General features: G+C 69.6%; 16 protein-coding genes and 1 riboswitch. Of the genes, 9 read left to right on the forward strand and 7 right to left on the reverse strand.

The window, feature by feature from the left end; translation table 11 throughout:
• Positions 1–3: 3 nt before the first annotated feature.
• Both LV780_RS02850 and LV780_RS02855 read right to left on the reverse strand, forming a co-directional pair.
• The gene (locus LV780_RS02850) at positions 4–876 is read right to left on the reverse strand and encodes an S-methyl-5'-thioadenosine phosphorylase (RefSeq protein ID WP_101341797.1); all 873 of its coding nucleotides are present in this window, start codon (positions 874–876) and stop codon (positions 4–6) included.
• Positions 877–1002: 126 nt separating this feature from the next.
• Positions 1003–1587 (reverse strand): flavin reductase family protein, encoded by a 585-nt coding sequence (locus tag LV780_RS02855; RefSeq protein ID WP_108221080.1) that lies wholly within the window; start codon positions 1585–1587, stop codon positions 1003–1005.
• 81 nt (positions 1588–1668) lie between these two features.
• On the opposite strand from LV780_RS02855, the gene LV780_RS02860 reads away from it, so the two are divergent.
• Both LV780_RS02860 and LV780_RS02865 read left to right on the forward strand, forming a co-directional pair.
• Positions 1669–2154, forward strand: coding sequence for a GNAT family N-acetyltransferase (locus LV780_RS02860; protein WP_108221079.1), 486 nt, complete (start codon positions 1669–1671; stop codon positions 2152–2154).
• 52 nt (positions 2155–2206) lie between these two features.
• Positions 2207–2971 (forward strand): EcsC family protein, encoded by a 765-nt coding sequence (locus LV780_RS02865; RefSeq protein WP_108221078.1) that lies wholly within the window; start codon positions 2207–2209, stop codon positions 2969–2971.
• A 138-nt stretch (positions 2972–3109) separates the two neighbouring features.
• Here LV780_RS02865 and LV780_RS02870 read toward each other — a convergent pair whose 3' ends face one another.
• The 3 genes from LV780_RS02870 to ftsY form a co-directional block, all read right to left on the reverse strand.
• Positions 3110–3712 (reverse strand): inner membrane-spanning protein YciB, encoded by a 603-nt coding sequence (locus LV780_RS02870; protein ID WP_108221077.1) that lies wholly within the window; start codon positions 3710–3712, stop codon positions 3110–3112.
• 11 nt (positions 3713–3723) lie between these two features.
• Positions 3724–4629, reverse strand: coding sequence for a DMT family transporter (locus tag LV780_RS02875; protein ID WP_101341802.1), 906 nt, complete (start codon positions 4627–4629; stop codon positions 3724–3726).
• Positions 4630–4740: 111 nt separating this feature from the next.
• Positions 4741–5967, reverse strand: a complete 1227-nt coding sequence (gene ftsY / locus LV780_RS02880) for a signal recognition particle-docking protein FtsY (protein WP_108221076.1) — start codon at positions 5965–5967, stop codon at positions 4741–4743.
• 176 nt (positions 5968–6143) lie between these two features.
• On the opposite strand from ftsY, the gene LV780_RS02885 reads away from it, so the two are divergent.
• The gene (locus LV780_RS02885; protein WP_108221075.1) at positions 6144–6542 is read left to right on the forward strand and encodes a hypothetical protein; all 399 of its coding nucleotides are present in this window, start codon (positions 6144–6146) and stop codon (positions 6540–6542) included.
• Between the two features lie 12 nt (positions 6543–6554).
• Here LV780_RS02885 and xseA read toward each other — a convergent pair whose 3' ends face one another.
• Entirely contained in the window at positions 6555–8114 is a 1560-nt protein-coding gene (xseA, locus tag LV780_RS02890; protein ID WP_011907689.1) for an exodeoxyribonuclease VII large subunit, read from the reverse strand.
• 104 nt (positions 8115–8218) lie between these two features.
• Here xseA and purD point away from each other — a divergent pair, with 104 nt between their 5' ends.
• From purD to LV780_RS02920, 6 genes are all read left to right on the forward strand, one after another.
• Positions 8219–9481 (forward strand): phosphoribosylamine--glycine ligase, encoded by a 1263-nt coding sequence (gene purD / locus LV780_RS02895; protein ID WP_108221074.1) that lies wholly within the window; start codon positions 8219–8221, stop codon positions 9479–9481.
• A gap of 107 nt (positions 9482–9588) precedes the next feature.
• Positions 9589–10848, forward strand: coding sequence for an aspartate kinase (locus LV780_RS02900; RefSeq protein WP_108221073.1), 1260 nt, complete (start codon positions 9589–9591; stop codon positions 10846–10848).
• Between the two features lie 24 nt (positions 10849–10872).
• Positions 10873–13116 carry a phosphoenolpyruvate--protein phosphotransferase gene (gene ptsP / locus LV780_RS02905; protein WP_108221072.1) on the forward strand — a complete coding sequence of 748 codons (2244 nt, stop codon included), beginning with the start codon at positions 10873–10875 and terminating at the stop codon, positions 13114–13116.
• A gap of 63 nt (positions 13117–13179) precedes the next feature.
• Positions 13180–13257, forward strand: a riboswitch (SAM riboswitch).
• A gap of 50 nt (positions 13258–13307) precedes the next feature.
• Positions 13308–14489 (forward strand): O-succinylhomoserine sulfhydrylase, encoded by a 1182-nt coding sequence (metZ, locus tag LV780_RS02910; protein WP_108221071.1) that lies wholly within the window; start codon positions 13308–13310, stop codon positions 14487–14489.
• 92 nt (positions 14490–14581) lie between these two features.
• The gene (folE2, locus tag LV780_RS02915; protein ID WP_101340522.1) at positions 14582–15661 is read left to right on the forward strand and encodes a GTP cyclohydrolase FolE2; all 1080 of its coding nucleotides are present in this window, start codon (positions 14582–14584) and stop codon (positions 15659–15661) included.
• A gap of 224 nt (positions 15662–15885) precedes the next feature.
• Entirely contained in the window at positions 15886–17340 is a 1455-nt protein-coding gene (locus tag LV780_RS02920; RefSeq protein ID WP_108221070.1) for a TrkH family potassium uptake protein, read from the forward strand.
• A gap of 15 nt (positions 17341–17355) precedes the next feature.
• Here the strand turns inward: LV780_RS02920 and LV780_RS02925 are convergent, their stop codons facing one another.
• Positions 17356–19125, reverse strand: coding sequence for a serine protease (locus LV780_RS02925; protein ID WP_108221069.1), 1770 nt, complete (start codon positions 19123–19125; stop codon positions 17356–17358).
• Positions 19126–19136: the final 11 nt, after the last annotated feature.

The raw sequence follows: 19136 nt of genomic DNA on the forward strand, positions 1-19136 counted from the left end.
GCCTCAGCCTTTCAGCACGCGGCCCGCGACCGCGTCGAGTTTCGCCAGAAGCTCCGGGTCGCGCTTGGCCGGAGCGGTCATGATCGCATGTTCGAGCGCCCGGTCGCAGCCGTGCGGGCAGGCGTCGCGCGCGGCGCCCAGACGGGCGGGCAGCCCCGCCACCAGCCCGCGGGCGTGGTCGGCGTTGGCGCCGAGCGTCGCGATGATGGCGGTGATGTCCACCTCGCCGTGGTGGGGGTGCCAGCTGTCATAGTCGGTGACCATCGCGACCGAGGCGTAGCAGATCTCGGCCTCCCGGGCGAGCTTGGCCTCGGGCATGTTGGTCATGCCGATGACGTGGCAGCCCCAGCTCTTGTAGAGGAGCGACTCGGCCAGCGTCGAGAACTGCGGGCCCTCCATGCAGAGGTAGGTGCCGCCCTCGTGGACGGTGACGCCGGTTGCGCGCGCGGCATCGGCGCACAGCGCCGACAGGCGCGGACAGGTCGGATTGGCAAGCGAGACATGCGCAACGCAGCCCGAGCCGAAGAAGGACTTCGGCCGGGCGAAGCTGCGGTCGATGAACTGGTCCACGATCACGAAGTCGCCCGGCGCCATCTCTTCCCGGAACGAGCCGCAGGCGGAGACCGAGACGAGGTCCGTGACGCCCAGCCGCTTCATCGCGTCGATGTTGGCGCGGTAGGGCACGGTGGAGGGGCTGTGGACATGGCCGCGCCCGTGCCGTGGCAGGAAGGCCATCGGCACGCCCTCGAGCGTGCCCACCAGGATCTCGTCCGACGGATCGCCCCACGGCGTCTCGACCTTCGTCCAGACCGCATCCTGCAGCCCGTCGATCTCATAGACCCCCGAACCGCCGATCACCCCGATCATGGTCTTCATTGCTGTCCCCGGTTGATTGACCGGCAGGACACTAGGCCCGCCGCCGCCCGGTTGAAAGCGTCAACGGGCCGTTTCCGGGTGCGATAAATCGCCATTGCCACTCACGAAGCGCGAAATACAGGCGTCTCAGCCGGCCGGCGGGCGCGACAGTTCGATCACCTCGCGGATCACCGCATAGTCGCGGTAGCCGAGCCGCGCCATCGGCCGGAAGGCCGTCACGTCGAACCGCCCGTCGCGCAGGCAGTCGTCGCGCAGATGCACGCCCGTGACCTCGCCCAGCACCAGATGATTGTCCTGCCCCAGCAGGTCGACCACCTGCGTCACGCGACATTCGAGCGATGCCGGCGCGTCTCCCACCCGCGGGCAGTCGATGGTCCGGCATTCGGCCTTGTCCACGCCCGCTTCGCGAAACTCGTCGGTGCCCCTCGGGAAGGCCGCCGAGGTGGCGTTCATCCGGGCAAGGGCCGCCTCCTCGACGATGTTCACGCAGAAGACCCCGCTCTCGCGGAGGGCGGCAAGGCTGTCCTTCGTGCTGGTCGAGGCGAACATGACCTGCGGCGGCACATAGGCCACGGCGTTGAAGAAGGAATAGGGCGCAAGATTGTCCCCTGTCGGCCCGCGGGTCGAGATCCAGCCGATCGGCCGCGGGGCGACGATGGCGTTGAAGGGATTGTGGGGCAGGCCGTGGCCATCCTCGGGGCGGTAGAACATGGGTCTCCTTTCCGGTTTGATCCCGTTCTGCCTGCGTGTTACGCGCCGTTCCAGCCGAAACCGGAGGCAGGGGGAGCGGGCTTGTATCGCCTTGAACAGGAACGTGATGCCGACTGGTGGGAAGTCGAGGCCCTCTACGACCTCTGCTTCGCGCCGGGCCGCACGGCGCTCTCCTCCTACCGGCTGCGCGACGGGGTGCCGACGGTGGCGGATCTCTGCGCGCTCTTGCGGGACGCGGATGGCACGCTCGCCGCGGCCATCCGCTACTGGCCCGTGAAGGTCGCAGACAAGCCGGTGCTGCTTCTCGGGCCGGTGGCGGTCCATCCGACGCGCCAGGGCGAGGGGCTGGGGGCGCTCCTGATCACCGAAACCCTGGCCGAGGCGAGGAAGCTCGGGTGGGAGCGGGTGATGCTGGTCGGGGACGCGCCCTACTACCGGCGCTTCGGCTTCCGCAAGCTCGAGCGGGTGGAGATGCCGCCGCCCACGAACCCCGAGCGCGTGCTGGGAATGCCGCTGGTGACGGGCGCTTGGGAGGGCGTCGAGGGGTCGGTGACGAAGGCCGGCTGACGCGCCTGCGCGGCCATTGCCGAACGCCCGGGCCGATCCTACCTCTTGTCGCATGACCGCAAACAGCCGCCTCCCCGCCCTGCGCACCAGTCCCGAAGCCGAGATCGCGGCGCTCGCCCTGCGGTTCGACCGCGCGAACGGTCCGGTGATGGCCCTGATGAACCGCTTCGGCGGGTCGCTCGAAGAGCGGATGGCGCTGCTGCCGGCCGCCCTCCAGCGCCAGATCGAGACGGTGACGCGCCGCGCCCTCGAGCAGAGCCACCGGATCGCGGCGGCGGGCCGTGCCGCCCCCGACCTCGGACGGCGCGCCACGCCCGCTCTCGTGGCGCTCACGGGCGCGGCCGGTGGCGCGGGGGGGCTTGCCACCTCGATCGCCGAACTGCCGGTGACGATCACCGTCATCATGCACGCCATCCGCCGCGCGGCCGAAGCCGAGGGCTTCGACCCGGACGATCCGGCCATCCGCGTGGAGTGCCTGCGCATCTTCGGCGCCGGCAGCCCCCTCAAGCGCGACGACGGCGTGAACACCAGCTTCATCGGCGCCCGCATCGCGCTCAGCGGGGCCGCGGTCAGCAAGGTCGTGGCCTCGGTCGCGCCCAGACTTGCCGCGGCGCTTGGCCAGAAACTCATGGCCCAGGCCGTGCCCGTGCTCGGCGCGGTGACAGGCGCCACGCTGAACGCCGCCTACCTGAACTACTACCGCGAGATCGCCGAGATCCGCTTTGCCCTGCTGCGTCTCGCCCAGACCCACGGCCCCGAGCGGGTGCTCACCGAGTTCCAGTCCGCGGTGAGGCCGATCCCGCTATACCGCGCCTGAGGGAAACCTGGCAAACGCCCCTCAAGCGCCGCGCGCCTCCCTTCATTCTGGCCCAAATATCCCGGGGGTCCGGGGGCAGAGCCCCCGGCCTGTTCCCGTCACTCCCCGCCGCCGGCCCCCTGCGACACTGGCCGCGGCTCAGACCTTGTCCCCGCGCTCCAGCCCGTAGCGCCTGAAGAGGCTGCCCTGCGTCATGAAGAAGGCGAAGATGGCCAGGGGCAGCCCGAAGGTCTTGAAATTGACCCAGGCGTCCGTGCTCATCAACCGCCAGACCGCCTCGTTCGCGGCGGCGAGCACGAAAAAGAACAGCATCACGCGCCGAGTAAGCACCATCCAGCCCTCAGGCTGCAGGGGCACCGCCTCCTCGAGCACCAGCTTGAGCCAGCTCTGCCCGCGCAGCAATCCGATGCCGAGAAGGGCGCCGAACAGCAGGTAGATCATGGTGGGCTTCATCTTGAAGAACCGCTCGTCGTTCAGCCAGACCGAGAGGCCGCCGAACACCACGACCAGAACGACCGTCGCCACCTGCATCCGCGAGAGCTTGCCCGTCAGCCGCCAGAGCAGGCCGGTGCAGATCACCATCAGCGGGATGAAGGCGGCCGTCACCACGATGAAGCCCTGGTAGTCGGTGCCGCCAAAGGCGAAGGTTTCGTCCTTCAGCTGCACATAGCCGAGGAAGAAGGCCGCGATCGGCCCCCACTCCAGCGCCGCCTTGACCATCGGGTTGATCCGCTCTGCCATCTTTCTCCCTTTCATCCCGCCTGAACCAGTATCGCGCCGAGGGCGATCAGGCCCATCAGCAGTATCTTCGCAGGCCCCGACCGCTCGCCGAGGAACAGCCAGCCGATCGCCGCGGCGAAGAGGGTCGAGGTCTCGCGCAGCGAAGCCACCTCGGCCACCTTGCCCAGCCGCGTCCCGAGCATCACGCCCCCGAAGCTCACGAAGGCGATCAGCGCCCCCACGAATCCACGCAGCGCCAGCGCGCCGGCCGCCTCGGGGATCTGCCGGGCCTTGAGAAGCCTGTACCCCAGCATCAGCGGGAAATCGAGCGAGGTCATCAGGAAGAACCAGGCGAGGAAGGTGAAGGGATCGGGCATGAGCCGGATAGCCCAGGCGTCGTAGGTCGTGTAGATCGCAACCATCAGGCCGCCGGCGAAGGCCCAGGCAAGGCCCGCCTGCAGGTCGATGCGCCCGATGTGCGGGCTCGAGGTGAAGTTGAGCCGCGCGAGCATCAGGATCGCTCCCGACAGCAGCGCCACGCCCAGCCACTGGATGCCGACATACTGCTCGCCCAGGAACAGGGCCGCGAAGGCCAGCGTCGCCAGCGGCCCCACGCCGCGCACGACCGGATAGACGACCGTGTAGGCCGCGCGCGAATAGGCCCGCGCCATCGCGATCTTGTAGGCGAGGTGGATCGCCATCACTCCCGCCATCACCAGCCATTCGAAGCCGCGGGGCCAGGGCACGAGGAACAGCGCGACCGGAGCCGACAGCAGCACCATGAAGACGTCGATCGCGCCCCGGGCGAGCCAGGGATCGTGCCGGCCCTTCTGCAAGGCGCCGAAGCAGGCATGGGCCAGGGCCGAGGTCAGCGCGAGAAGGAGCGCGAGCCGCGCCCCGGCTTCGGTGCCTTCGAGGGAGAGGATCCAGGCTGTCATGGCGGGGTGGAGCGGCGGGCCGCCGGGGGGCTGTCTGCCCCCCGGACCCCCCGAGGATATTTTTCCAGAGTGAAAGGCAGGGGTCGCGTCCGGGAAGGGGCGCGGTCGGTCTCAGTCGTCGAGGCCCATCAGGGCGCGGGCGAACTCCTCGGGGTCGAAGGGGGCGAGGTCGTCGATCTGCTCGCCCACGCCGATCGCATGGATCGGCAGGCCGAAGCGATCGGCCAGGGCCACGAGCACGCCGCCCTTGGCGGTGCCGTCGAGCTTGGTCATCACAAGGCCCGAGACATCGGCGAGCTTGCGGAAGATCTCGACCTGGCTCAGCGCGTTCTGTCCGGTGGTGGCGTCCAGCACGAGCAGCGTGTTGTGCGGCGCGTCGGGATCCTTCTTGCGGATCACCCGCACGATCTTGGACAGCTCTTCCATGAGATCCGTGCGGTTCTGCAGCCGGCCGGCCGTGTCGATCATCAGAAGATCGGCCCCCTCGGCCTGGGCCTTCGTCATGGCATCGAACGCCAGCGAGGCCGGGTCGGAGCCCTCCGGCGCGGTCAGGACCGGCACGCCGGCGCGGCGGCCCCATACCTGAAGCTGCTCGACGGCGGCGGCGCGGAACGTGTCTCCGGCCGCGATCACGACGGACTTTCCGGCGGCGCGGAACTGGGAGGCGAGCTTGCCGATGGTCGTGGTCTTGCCCGAGCCGTTCACGCCCACCACCAGCACCACCTGTGGACGCGAGGGATAGAGCGGCATCGGGCGGGCCACGGGCTCGAGGATGCGGGCGATCTCGGTGGCCAGCGCCTCCTTGATCTCGCGCGACGAGACGCGGCGGCCATAGCGGCCCTCGGCGATGTTGGCCGTGACCCGGAGCGCGGTCTCGACGCCCATGTCGGCCTGGATCAGCACCTCCTCGAGGCTCTCGAGCATGGCGTCGTCGAGGATCCGGCGCGGCTCTTCCGTCTGGCCGAACATGCGGCCGAAGAAGCCGGGGCGGCGTTCGGGTTCGGGTTCGGGGGCCGGTTCGCGATCGCGCCCGCCGGCTTCGGGGGGCGGTTCGGGCGCGCGGCGATCGGGATCGGGCAGGGGCGCGGGCGGCGGCGGCGCGAGGGCGCGCGCAGGCTCGGGCACGGGCACGGGATCGGGGGCGAAGGTGGCCGGAGGCTCGGCCGGGCGCGGTGCGGGCGCGGCTGGCCGGTCGAGGATCAGGGGCGCCTCGTCCATCTCGGGTCCGGTCGCGGCGGGTTCGGTCGAGGCGCCTTCCTCGACCAGCGCGTCCAGCTCGTCCGACAGCCGGTCCGAGGAGCGGAACATCTTCTCGCGCATCTTCTTGAAGAACGACATGGGCTTCCGCCTCCCCTTCCTGCGGCTTCTGACACCTAGTCGCTCAGGCGGCGCGAGGGAAGGGGGAAGGCCGCCGCAGCGGCGCCGGGCGTTGGCGCAGGCGTGACTGGCCAAGGGGGCGCGCCTCTGGCAGTCTGGCGCGGGCGATCCCGCCCGCCGAACTGCCGGAGGGACTCATGCACAGGATCATCCCAACCGCCATGGCGCTGGCCTTCGCCGGGGCCGTGCAGGCGGGCGAGCCGATCAGCGCCGAGGAGTTCGAGGCTTATTCGGTCGGCAAGACCCTCTCTTACGCCGTGGGTGGGCAGATCTACGGCGCCGAGCAGTATCTGCCCGGCCGCCGCGTCGTCTGGGCCTTTCGTGGACAGGAATGCGCCCGGGGCGAGTGGTATGAGGACGCGGGCCAGATCTGCTTCGTCTACGAGCACGATTCCACCCCCCAATGCTGGACCTTTTACCGGGATTCCGCGGGCCTCAGGGCGCAGTTCGAGGGCGATCCGGCCGGAACGGAATTGTCGGAGGTGGCCCAGACGCCGGCCCCGCTGGTCTGTGCCGGCCCGGACGTGGGCGTGTGAGGCGCGCGGGCCTCAGAGCAGGCTGCCCTGTGCGGGCGGTTCGGCCTTGCCCTTGCGGGGCTTGCGCGCGCCGAGCGTGAGACGGCCGTCCTGGAACTCGATCTCGAGGCTGGCCGCCCGCTCGGCGGCGGTTTTCGTGGTCACCACCTCGCCATCCGCGCGCACCACCGCATAGCCGCGCCGGAGGGTCTCGCGGTAGCCCAGCGTCTGGCGCAGCCGGTCGAGCGCCTCGAGCCGATCGGCCAGCCGCAGGAGCCGCGCCTCGGGGGCGGCCTCCAGACGGGCGGCCAGTGCCCCGAGGGCCGCCGCATCGCGCCGGTTCGTGCGCTCGCTCTCGGCCACCAGACGCGCGAAGGCGGGCGCGAGCCGGCCCGAGAGGGCCTCGAACCGGTCCCGCGCCCGCTCGCTGCGGCGGCCGAGGCAGGTCTCGAGGCCGCGGCCGCGGTCGGCGAGCCGGTCCTTCTGCCGCGCCACCAGATCGGCCAGCAGCCGGGGCCGCAGATGGGCGCCCAGCGGCTCGAGCCGGGCGCGGCGGGCCGCGACGCTCTGCCCGAGCGCGCCAGAAAGCCGTGCGGACCAGAGGTCGAACCGCTGGCTGGGGCCGGCGACAAGGCTGTCCAGCCGCGGCAGCGCGCGGGAGAGATCCCGAAGCCGCTGGTCACGGCGCCGGATCGTCTCGGCCGCGCAGCGCGAGAGCCGCGCGCCCTGTCCATCGAGGCCGGCCAGCAGGTCGAGCCGCACGGGCACCGCCATCTCGGCCGCGGCGGTGGGCGTGGGGGCGCGGCGGTCGGCGGCGTGGTCGATCAGGGTGGTGTCGGTCTCGTGGCCCACGGCCGAGATCAGCGGGATCCGGCTCTCGGCGGCGGCGCGGACGACGATCTCCTCGTTGAAGCCCCAGAGATCCTCGAGGCTGCCACCGCCGCGCGCCACGATCAGCAGGTCGGGGCGGGGGATGGGGCCCCCGTCGGGCAGGGCGTTGAAGCCGCGGATCGCGGCCGCCACTTCGGGGGCGCATTTCTCGCCCTGCACCGCCACCGGCCAGATCAGCACATGGCTCGGGAAGCGGTCGCGCAGCCGGTGAAGGATGTCGCGGATCACCGCGCCCGAGGGCGAGGTGACGACGCCGATCACCCGCGGCAGGAAGGGCAGGGGGCGCTTGCGCGCCGCGTCGAACAGCCCTTCGGCCGCGAGCGCCGCGCGGCGCTTTTCGAGCATGGCCATCAGCGCGCCGGCACCCGCGGGGGCCATGTCCTCGACGATGATCTGGTATTTCGACTGGCCGGGGAAGGTGGTCATGCGCCCCGTGGCCACCACCTCCATCCCTTCCTCGGGCCGCACCGAGAGACGCCCGGCCTGACCTTTCCAGCAGATCGCCGCGATCACGGCGCGATCGTCCTTGAGGTCGAAATAGAGGTGCCCCGACGCGGGCCGCGACACGCGCCCGATCTCGCCGCGCACGCGGACAAGGCCGAACTCGCCCTCGATCACGCGCTTCACGGCGCCCGACAGTTCCGAGACGGTGTATTCCGGCGTGTTGCGGGCGGGGGCGGGGTCTTCGAAGAGATCGGACATGGGGTCTTTCTGCCCCAGCGGGGCAGGGCAGGCAAGCGGCCGTGCGATCCTTGTCCGGCGCGGCCGCAGGCAGTAGGAAGCGGCAGGTTGGACAAGGAGCGCGCATGAACATCCTCATTCTCGGCGGCGGCGGGCGCGAGCATGCGCTGGCCTGGGCGATCAAGCAGAACCCCAAGTGCGACCGGCTGATCGTGGCGCCGGGTAACGCCGGGATCGCGCGGATCGCCGAATGTTCTGACCTCGACATCCTCGATGGCGCGGCCGTGGTCGCCTTCTGCGAGGCGAACTCGGTCGATTTCGTCGTGGTGGGGCCCGAGGCGCCGCTGGCCGCGGGTGTGGCCGATGCGACGCGGGCCGCGGGCATCCTGACCTTCGGCCCCTCGCAGGCGGCCGCACGGCTCGAGGCGTCGAAGGGCTTCACCAAGGAGATCTGCGACGCCTGCGGAGCCCCGACGGCCGGCTACGCGCGCTTCACCGAGGCCGAGGCGGCGCGGGCCCATGTGCAGGCCTCGGGCGCGCCGATCGTCGTCAAGGCCGACGGGCTGGCCGCGGGCAAGGGCGTGGTGGTGGCCATGACCGAGGCCGAGGCCATCGCCGCCATCGACGACATGTTCGCGGGCAGTCTGGGCGCGGCGGGCGCCGAGGTGGTGATCGAGGAGTTCATGGCGGGCGAGGAGGCCAGCTTCTTCGTCCTCACCGACGGGCGCACCGTCCTGCCGATCGGCACCGCGCAGGACCACAAGCGCGCCTTCGACGGCGACGAGGGGCCGAACACCGGGGGCATGGGCGCCTATTCGCCGGCGCCGGTTCTCACGCCCGCGATCCAGCGGCAGGCGCTGGACGAGATCATCAAGCCCACCATCGCCGAGATGGCCCGCCGCGGCGCTCCCTACAGCGGCGTCCTCTATGCCGGGCTGATGATCGAACAGGGCCGCGCGCGGCTGGTGGAGTACAACGTCCGCTTCGGCGACCCGGAGTGTCAGGTGCTGATGCTGCGGCTGGGGGCGCAGGCGCTCGACCTGCTTCTGGCCTGCGCCGAGGGGCGGCTCGACGAAATGCGGGTGAACTGGGCCGAGGATCACGCGCTGACCGTGGTGCTGGCAGCGCGGGGCTATCCGGGCCGCTACGAAAAGGGCTCGGAGATCCGCGGCCTCGAGGCGCTGCCCGAGACGAGCCGTCAGGTGGTGTTTCATGCCGGAACGGCGGCGAGGGATGGCCGGATCACCGCGGTCGGAGGGCGGGTTCTGGCCGCCACCGCGCGCGGCGGCACGCTCGCAGAGGCGCGGGACGCGGCCTATGCGATGGTCGATGCGATCGACTGGCCGGAGGGTTTCTGCCGCCGTGACATCGGCTGGCGCGCGCTCTGATCGGCCGGGCCCCGGCCCGCGTCACGCGACGCCGGAAGCCCTTGCCCTTCGGCCCGCCCCCGCATAAGAAGCGCCGGATTCCGGGGTCCGGCTGCGGGGGTTAGACCATGCCGCTTCTAGTCATGAAATTCGGCGGCACCTCTGTTGCCGATCTCGCGCGCATCAGGAATGCGGCCGAGAAGGTCAAGCGCGAGGTCGAGCGCGGTTACGACGTGATCGTGATCGTCTCGGCCATGTCGGGCAAGACCAACGAACTGGTCGGCTGGGTCGAGCAGACCTCGCCGCTGTTCGACGCGCGCGAATATGATGCGGTGGTCTCGTCGGGCGAGAATGTCACCGCGGGCCTCATGGCGCTGACCCTGCAGGAGATGGACGTTCCGGCGCGCAGCTGGCAGGGCTGGCAGGTGCCGATCCGCACCACCTCGCAGCATTCGGCCGCCCGCTTCCTCGAGATCCCGCGCGAGAACCTCGACGCGAAGTTCGCCGAAGGATTCAAGGTCGCCGTGGTGGCGGGCTTCCAGGGCGTGAGCCCCGAGGGCCGGATCACCACGCTCGGCCGCGGCGGCTCGGACACGACGGCCGTGGCCTTCGCGGCGGCCTTTGCCGCGGAACGCTGCGACATCTACACCGATGTGGACGGGGTCTATACGACCGACCCGCGGATCGCGTCGAAGGCGCGCAAGCTGGAAAAGATCGCCTACGAAGAGATGCTGGAACTGGCCTCGCTCGGGGCCAAGGTGCTCCAGACCCGCTCGGTCGAACTGGCGATGCGCTACAAGGTGAAGCTGCGGGTGCTGTCCTCGTTCGAGGACACCGACGAGACCTCGGGAACCCTGGTCTGCGACGAGGAGGATATCATGGAATCGAAAGTCGTCTCTGGCGTCGCCTATTCGCGCGACGAAGCGAAAATGACCCTCGTCACCGTCGAGGACCGCCCCGGCGTCGCTGCGGCGATCTTCGGCCCGCTGGCCGAGGCCGGGGTGAACGTGGACATGATCGTCCAGAACATCTCGGAAAAGGACTACGGCAGCCATCCCGGCTCGGTCACGGACATGACCTTCTCCTGCCCGATCAACCAGGTGGCCCGCGCGCGCAAGGCGCTCGAGGATGCCAAGGCCGCCGGCAGCATCGTCTATGACGAGCTGGTGGTCGATACCGAGGTGGCCAAGGTCTCGGTCGTGGGCATCGGGATGCGCAGCCATGCGGGCGTGGCCTCGACCATGTTCCAGGCTCTCGCCGCCGACGGGGTGAACATCAAGGTCATCGCAACCTCCGAGATCAAGATTTCGGTGCTGATCGACCGGAAATATATGGAACTCGCGGTGCAGGCACTCCATGATGCCTTCGCATTGGAGACGGCCAACTGAGGCCGGCATTGGCGCCGGGGGGTCATGCCTGAACGCAGCGAAAGCGAAAGCCGCAAGCTTCTCAGGCGGTTGCGTGACAGTCTTGCCCTGTCCGCCAAGGGGCAGGACCGGCTCGACCGCATCACGGCGCTGATTGCGGACTCGATGCAGACCGAGGTCTGCTCGATCTACCTCTTCCGCGACCCCGAGACGCTCGAACTCTGCGCCTCGCAGGGTCTGAAGCCCGAGGCGGTTCACAAGACGCGCCTCAAGCTGGGCGAGGGGCTTGTCGGGCGGGTGGCGCGGACGGCGGCGCCCATCAACACCGGCAACGCGCCCTCCGAGCGCGGCTTCCGCTTCATGCCCGAGACGGGCGAGGAGATCTATTCCGCCTTCCTTGGCGTTCCGATCCAGCGCGTCGGCGAGAAGCTGGGCGTGCTGGTGGTGCAGTCGCGCGAGGCGCGGCTCTACACCGACGACGAGGTCTATGCCCTCGAGGTGGTGGCCATGGTGCTGGCCGAGATGGCCGAACTGGGGGTGTTCATCGGCGAGGGCGAGGCGCTGTCGGCCAAGCACATCCGTCCCGTGCTGGTGCGCGGATCGACCGGGCAGGAGGGCGCGGCCGAGGGCCATGTCTGGCTGCACGAGGCGCGCGTGGTGGTGACGAACCCGGTGGCCGACGATCCCGTCCTCGAGACCGAGCGTATCCGGGCCGCGGTGGCGCAGCTGCGCGTCTCGGTGGACGATCTGCTCTCGGCCTCGGTGCTCGACAAGGACCAGCGGCAGGTGCTCGAGGCCTACCGCCTCTTTGCCCATTCCCGCGGCTGGCTCCGGCGGATGGAAGAGGACATCATGGCCGGCCTCTCGGCCGAGGCCGCGGTGCAGAAGGAGCAATCCGCCGCCCGCGCCCGGCTGGAGCAGGTGCCCGACGCCTATCTGCGCGACCGGCTGCACGATCTGGATGACCTGTCGCACCGGCTGCTGCGCATCCTGACCGGGCAGGGCAAGGACACCGGCGCCGAGATGCCCGAGAATCCGGTTCTCGTCGCGCGCAACATCGGCCCGGCCGAGCTGCTGGAATATGGACGGAAACTCCGGGGCGTCGTGCTCGAGGAGGGGTCCGTCGGCTCGCACGCCGCGATCGTGGCGCGGGCGCTGGCGATCCCGCTGGTGATCCACGCCGACCGGATCACGACCGAGGCCCTCAACGGGGATCACATCATGGTGGACGGCGACAACGGCCTCGTCCATCTGCGTCCCGAGGTTTCGGTCGCGGCGGCCTTCCGGGACAAGATGGCGATGCAGGCCAAGGCGCAGGAGCGCTACGCCTCGCTGCGCAATCTTCCGGCGCAGTCGAAGTGCGGCTCGGTCACGGGGCTGATGATGAACGCGGGCCTGATGGCCGACCTTCCCAGCCTCGACAGTTCGGGGGCGGAAGGCGTGGGTCTCTTCCGCACCGAGCTGCAGTTCCTGATCCGCAACCAGATGCCCAAGCGCGACGAGCTGGCCCGGCTTTACGCCCGCGTGATGGATGCCGCGCGCGGGCACCGGGTCGTGTTCCGCACGCTCGACATCGGCTCGGACAAGGTGCTGCCCTATCTCAAGCCGCAGGATGAGCCCAACCCTGCCATGGGCTGGCGCGCGATCCGGGTGGGCCTCGACAAGCCCGGCGTGCTGAGGATGCAGCTTCAGGCGCTGATCCGGGCCTCGGCCGGGCGTGATCTCTGCATCATGTTCCCCTTTGTGTCGGAGCATCACGAGTTCATGATGGCCCGCAGCCACCTGCTGCGCGAGCTGCACCGCGAGCGGAGCCTTGGCCATCCGGTGCCGGTCAACATCTCGGTCGGCACGATGCTGGAGACGCCGAGCCTTGCCTATGCGCCCCGCGCCTTCTTCGAGACGACGGATTTCATCTCGATCGGCGGCAACGATCTCAAGCAGTTCTTCTTCGCCGCCGACCGCGAGAACGAGCGGGTGCGCCGGCGCTATGACGTTCTGAACGTGAGTTTCCTGAGTTTCATCGAGCATATCGTGAACCGCTGCGCCGAGGCGGGAACCCCGCTCTCGTTCTGCGGCGAGGATGCGGGGCGCCCCGTCGAGGCGCTGTGCTTCGCCGCGATGGGCATCCGCACGCTCTCGATGCGCCCGGCCTCGATCGGCCCGGTCAAGGCGCTCCTGCGCCGGGTGGACCTGATCGAGGCGCGCAAGGTGATCGAGATGTCCCGCGCCTCGGGGGCCGAGACGGTGCGACCGGCGGTCCTGGAATGGCTGGCGACGCAGGTCGATTGAGCCTGCCGCCCGCCCCGGAACGGCACGCCGCATCGATTGACCTTCCGCTGCGACAGGCGTAAGGCCGGGCCTCGTGGTGCTTTGTTGCCGGATTGCGGGCCACGTTAAAGAAGCCGCTAAAGAGGCGAGGGCGCACAGCCCCCGTGCTCTCCGGCATGGGGGCTTTTTGGTATCGCGAAGGACGATCGGCCATGACGAAGGACTGGAAGACACGGACGCAGCTCGTCCACGGGGGCAGCCGGCGGAGCCAGTATGGCGAGATGGCCGAGGCGATCTTTCTCACGCAGGGCTTCGTCTATGACACGGCCGGGCAGGCCGAGGCCCGCTTCATCGAGACCGGCGAGGACGAGTTCATCTACGCCCGCTACGGCAACCCCACCACCCGCATGTTCGAAGAGCGCATCGCGGCCGTCGAGGGCACCGAGGATGCCTTTGCCACCGCCTCGGGGATGGCTGCGATCCACGGCGTCCTGACCTCGATCGTGCGGGCGGGCGATCATCTGGTGGCGGCGCGCGCGCTCTTCGGCTCGTGCATCTACATCCTCGAGGAGGTGCTGGGCCGGTTCGGCGTCGAGGTGACCTTCGTCGATGGCACCGACCTCGACCAGTGGCGCGCGGCGGTGCGGCCGGGCACGAAGGCCGTGTTCTTCGAGTCGGTCTCGAACCCGACGCTCGAGGTGGCCGACATCGGCGCCATCGCCGCGATCGCCCATGCGGTGGGCGCGCTGGTGATCGTGGACAATGTCTTCACCACCCCCGTCTTCTCGACCGCGGTCCGGCAGGGTGCGGATGTGGTGATCTATTCGGCCACCAAACATATCGACGGGCAGGGACGCGCGCTCGGCGGCGTGGTCTGCGCCTCGCAGCACTTCATCCGCAAGGTGCTCGAGCCCTTCATGAAACATACCGGCGGCTCGATGAGCCCCTTCAACGCCTGGCTCATGCTGAACGGCATGGCGACGCTCGACCTGCGCTGCCGGGCGATGGCCGACACGGCCGAGAAGATCGCCCGGGCGCTCGAGGACGATGCGCGGCTCGTGCGGGTGATCCATCCCGCGCTGGAGAGCCACCCGCAGCACCAGATGGCGAAGGCGCAGATGGACCGCCCCGGCACGATGATCGCGCTTGATCTGGCCGCGGGCAAGGAGGCGGCCTTCCGCTTCCTCGACGCGCTGAAGATCATCAAGATCTCGAACAATCTCGGCGACGCGCGCTCGATCGCGACCCATCCCGCGACGACCACCCACCAGCGGCTGTCGGACGCGCAGAAGGCCCATCTCGGCATCACGCCGGGCCTCGTGCGGCTGTCGGTGGGGCTCGAGGATGCGGACGATCTGATTGCCGACCTGAAACAGGCGCTCGACGTGATCTGAATCGTCTGTCTCCCCGTATCCGGATCGACTGTTGGGGAAACGGGCGGCACCCTCTATATAGGGTCCGACCCGCTGTGATGAGGGGAAGCGAGATGAACATCCTGACGCCCGTGGCCGATCGCCTGCCGAGCCGCGAGGAGGCCGAGGAGGCTCTGGCCGTCCTCCGGCGCTGGGCGAAGCACACGCCGGTCTCCGACGTGGCCGGTCTTGCGCCCGACGTGCCAGCCCTGGTCTATCCCGAGTTCAGCCGCTCCTACCCGCGCAACTTCACCGTGGACGAGGCCTACAAGGCCTCGCTGCCCGACCTGCAGAACGGGCCCGCCAGCCTGATCGTCGGCGCGAAGGCGGTGATCCAGCATGTCGGCATCTCGAACTTCCGCCTGCCGATCCGCTACCACACGCGCGACAACGGCGACCTGACGCTCGAGACCTCGGTCACCGGCACGGTGAGCCTCGAGGCCGAGAAGAAGGGCATCAACATGAGCCGCATCATGCGGTCCTTCTATGCCCATGCCGAGCAGGGCTTCAGCTTCGAGGTGATCGAGCGCGCGCTGGAAGACTACAAGCGCGACCTCGAAAGCTTCGACGCCCGCATCCAGATGCGCTTCTCCTTCCCGGTGAAGGTGCCGTCGCTGCGCTCGGGGCTCGTGGGCTGGCAGTATTACGACATCGCGCTGGAGCTGGTGGACCGGGGCGGGGTGCGCAAGAAGATCATGCATCTCGACTTCGTCTATTCCTCGACCTGCCCCTGCTCGCTGGAGCTGAGCGAGCACGCCCGGCGCGAGCGGGGCCAACTCGCCACGCCGCATTCCCAGCGGTCGGTGGCGCGGATCTCGGTGGAGGTGCGGCCGGGCAAGTGCCTCTGGTTCGAGGATCTGATCGAACTGGCCCGCGCGGCGGTGCCGACCGAGACGCAGGTCATGGTCAAGCGCGAGGACGAACAGGCCTTCGCCGAGCTGAACGCCGCCAACCCGATCTTTGTCGAGGATGCGGCGCGCAGCTTCTGCCAGGCGCTGCAGTCCGATCCGCGGATCGGCGACTTCCGCGTCGTGGCGAGCCATCAGGAATCGCTTCATTCCCATGATGCGGTGTCGGTGCTGACCGAAGGGCCGACCTTCGCGGCCGAGAGCCTCGATCCGAGGCTTTTCGCGAGCCTCTATCACACCGGCTGACCGGGCCTGCCGCCCGTCCGGGTGGACTCGGGTGGGCCAGATCGGCTAGGGCTTCGGCTCCGAGAGGGTGCCCACGGGCACCCTTGCCGATTTGCCGGGGCTTGCCATATGGTTCCTGAACGCCGCCACGCCGATGACCGGGCTGCTCCGCCTGTGCGAAGGCCGCCGCCGGCGCGTGTGAGGCTGGCTTGACAGCCCCGTCACCCTCCGGCCAAGCCTCTGGCATGATCGACCCTCGCCCCGTCGGATACATCCTCGGTCTTCTTGTGGCCACGCTGGGCGTGCTGATGCTGCTGCCCATGGCGCTCGATCTGGCCACCGGCAACCCGCACTGGATGAGTTTTGCCGAAAGCGCCACCATCTCGGCGCTTGCGGGCGCGCTGCTGGCGCTGGCCTGCGCCAACGGGCGGCGGCAGGGGATGGGCCTCTCGCTCCAGCAGAGCTTCCTGCTCACGACCGGCGCCTGGGTGGTCATGCCCTTCTTCGGGGCCCTTCCCTTCATGCTGGGCCAGCCCGACGCGGGCGTGACGGACGCCATGTTCGAGGCCATGTCGGGCTTCACCACCACGGGCACCACCGTCTTCGTCGGGCTGGACCGGCTTCCGCTCGGCACGAACCTCTGGCGGGGGATGCTGCAATGGCTGGGCGGTTTGGGGATCGTCATCGTCGCCATGATCTTCCTGCCGGTGATGAAGGTCGGCGGGATGCAGTTCTTCCGCTCGGAAGGGTTCGACACGCTGGGCAAGATCCTGCCCCGAGCCCTCGATATCTCGAAGGCGTTGATCCAGATCTACCTCGTGCTGACGATGGCCTGCGTGCTGACCTATCTCGCGCTCGGCATCCCGCTCTTCGAGGCGGTCGTCCATGCGCTCACCACGGTCTCGACAGGCGGTTTTTCCAGCTCGGACAGGTCCTTCGGCCTGTTCCAGGGGCCGGCCGAATATGCCTGCGCCGTCTTCATGTTGCTCGCCTCGCTGCCCTTCGTGCGGTTCGTCCAGCTGGCGCAGGGCGAGGTGCTGCCGCTCTGGCGCGACCCGCAGGTGCGGGCCTACCTGCGCTGGAACCTCTATGCGATCGCGATGATCCTGATCTACGAGATCGTCAGCCGCGGCGCGCCGATCCTGCCCACGCTGCGCGAGACCACCTTCAACGTCGTCTCGACCTTTTCCGGCACCGGCTTCGCGAGCGTGGACCTGAGCCTCTGGGGCACCTTTCCCTTCGTGATGCTGATCGTGGTGGGGCTGATCGGGGGATGCACCTCCTCGACCGGCTGCTCGGTCAAGGTCTTCCGCTACCTGATCCTGCTCGAGGCGATCAAGGTCCAGATCCGCCGCCTCCAGAGTCCGAGCGCGGTCATCTTCGTCGATTACGAGGGCCGCCGCGTGGGCGAGGACGTGATCAACGCGGTGATCCTGTTCTTCACCATGTTCATCCTGAGCTTCGGGGTCCTGTCGGTCCTGCTGTCGCTGACGGGGCTTCAGACCAAGACCGCGATCACCGCCGCCTGGACGGCCATCGCCAATGTCGGCCCCGTCTTCGGCCCGGAGGTCAGCGCCACCGGCGCGGTGGACCGTTTCCCCGATTCGGCGAAATGGATGATGATCCTCGGAATGCTGGTGGGCCGGCTGGAGCTTCTGTCGGTCTATGTGCTCTTCATGCGCAGGTTCTGGCGCGGCTGAGCCGTCTCCTGCCAGTCAGTCCCAGCAGGAGACGAGCGCCGTCATTCCATCGCCCAGACGGGCCAGATCCTCGGGCGCGAGCGCGCCTCCGCCTTCGGACATGCGGGGCAGGACGCCCGCCTCCGCGAGCCGGGCCGTCAGCGCCTCGGGCGCGAGGGCGAAGGAGACCTCGGCCGGCAGCTGCCGGGCGCCCTGCGGCGGCGCCACCAGCATGCCGAGCACCGCGCCCGAGCCGTCGAGCACCGGCCCGCCGGCATCGCCCGGCCGTGCCACAAGGCTCAGCCGGCGCAGGTTCGGCTCGCCCTCCAGCCCCGTCAGCCCGTCCAGCGTGCCGAAGGTCAGGGTGGGGGCGGGCAGTACGTCCTCATAGGGATAGCCCGCCACGGCCACCGGTGAGCCGAGCCGCGCCGCGCCGCTGCGGAAACTGGCGGTGACGCGCGGGGCCATCGCGCGCTCCGGCTTCAGCACCGCGATCCCGAGGGCGGGGTCGGCCAGCGCCACCCGCGCGTCGTGATCGCGGTCGATCGTCACCCGGCCGCAGCCCGCCACCGCCTCGGCGGAGGTCAGGACCGTGCCCTTGGCATCCACGAAGATCCCCGAGCGCGACTGGCGCGGCTTGCGCACCTCGAGCCCGGCCAGCATCCCGCGCCGCTGTTCCTCGCTCAGCTCCACCATGCCCGGATCGAGCGCGCGGTCGCCGAAGGGGCGGAAGCTCGACCGCATCGCCGTCAGCACCCGCGCCATGCGCTCGTCCTCGTCGGGCCGCCAGACCAGCATGAAGCCCTTGATCAGCCCGCCGCGCAGTTCGGCGTGGGTGTAGCTGGCCAGCGTGTCCGATCGTCCCTCGATGGTGAAGGAGCTGGCGCTGCGTTCGCGGTTGCCCTCCGGCGGAACCACCTCGAGCGTCTGGAGGATGTCGTAAAGCCCGTAGAGCGTGCCCTGATCGCCCGGCTCCGAGATCAGCATCACCTGCACGCCCGTGTCATCGAGCGGGGCATAATGGACGAAGGGCGGGTCGTAGCGGTCGAACCGGACGAGGGAGGTGGGCAGGATGATGCGGATGCCCGCCTCTTCCTCGGTCACCGTCTCGAGCCCCAGTTCCGCCTGCGCGCGATCGTAGCTGTCCAGCAGGGCCGCCCGCTGGCGCGCGGTGAGAACACCCGTCGCCTCAAGGCCCTGCGCTCCCTGCCAGGCCGCCATCGAGGCCCGCGTGCCCGAGCCGAAGGCGCCGTCGATCGCGGCCGTGTAGAAGCCGAACCATTGCAGCGCGGCCTGCAGTTCCTGCCGCTCGGCAAGCGAGAGCCGCGCCTCGGACTGTTGCGCCTCGGCCGGCGTCTCGTCCGGCAGCGGCGGTGCCGCCTCGGGCGGGGCCACGGGCGTTGCCACGGCGGCGTCCTCGTCCGGGATGGGCTCGGGGCCGGGCACCGCCAGCGCCTCGATCTCGGGGCGCACCTGCCCCGGAGCGGCGAAGGCTTCGCGGAAGTTGCGTCCGTCGGCGATGAAACTGTCGGGCGGGATCATGCCCGCGTCGCGCAGATCCTGCAGCCGCAGCCGCGCCACATCCGGCCCGTAGGGACCGAGCACGATCCCGTACCAGCCCGAGGCGAGCCGGTAGCCCGACACGTCGGGGAACAGCTCGGCATAGGCGCGGGCGCGCGCATCCGCCTCGGCTTCGGTGGGACGGGCCTCGATCTGCACCCAGACCTGCGCCTGTTCCTGAGCCGCGAGGGGCGCGGCCGCCGGGAAGACTGCCAGCCACAGAAGGAAGATCGCCTGTCTCATCATCCGCCGTCTCG

The organism is Cereibacter azotoformans (assembly GCF_021391315.1).
GTDB classification, from domain to species: domain Bacteria; phylum Pseudomonadota; class Alphaproteobacteria; order Rhodobacterales; family Rhodobacteraceae; genus Cereibacter_A; species Cereibacter_A azotoformans.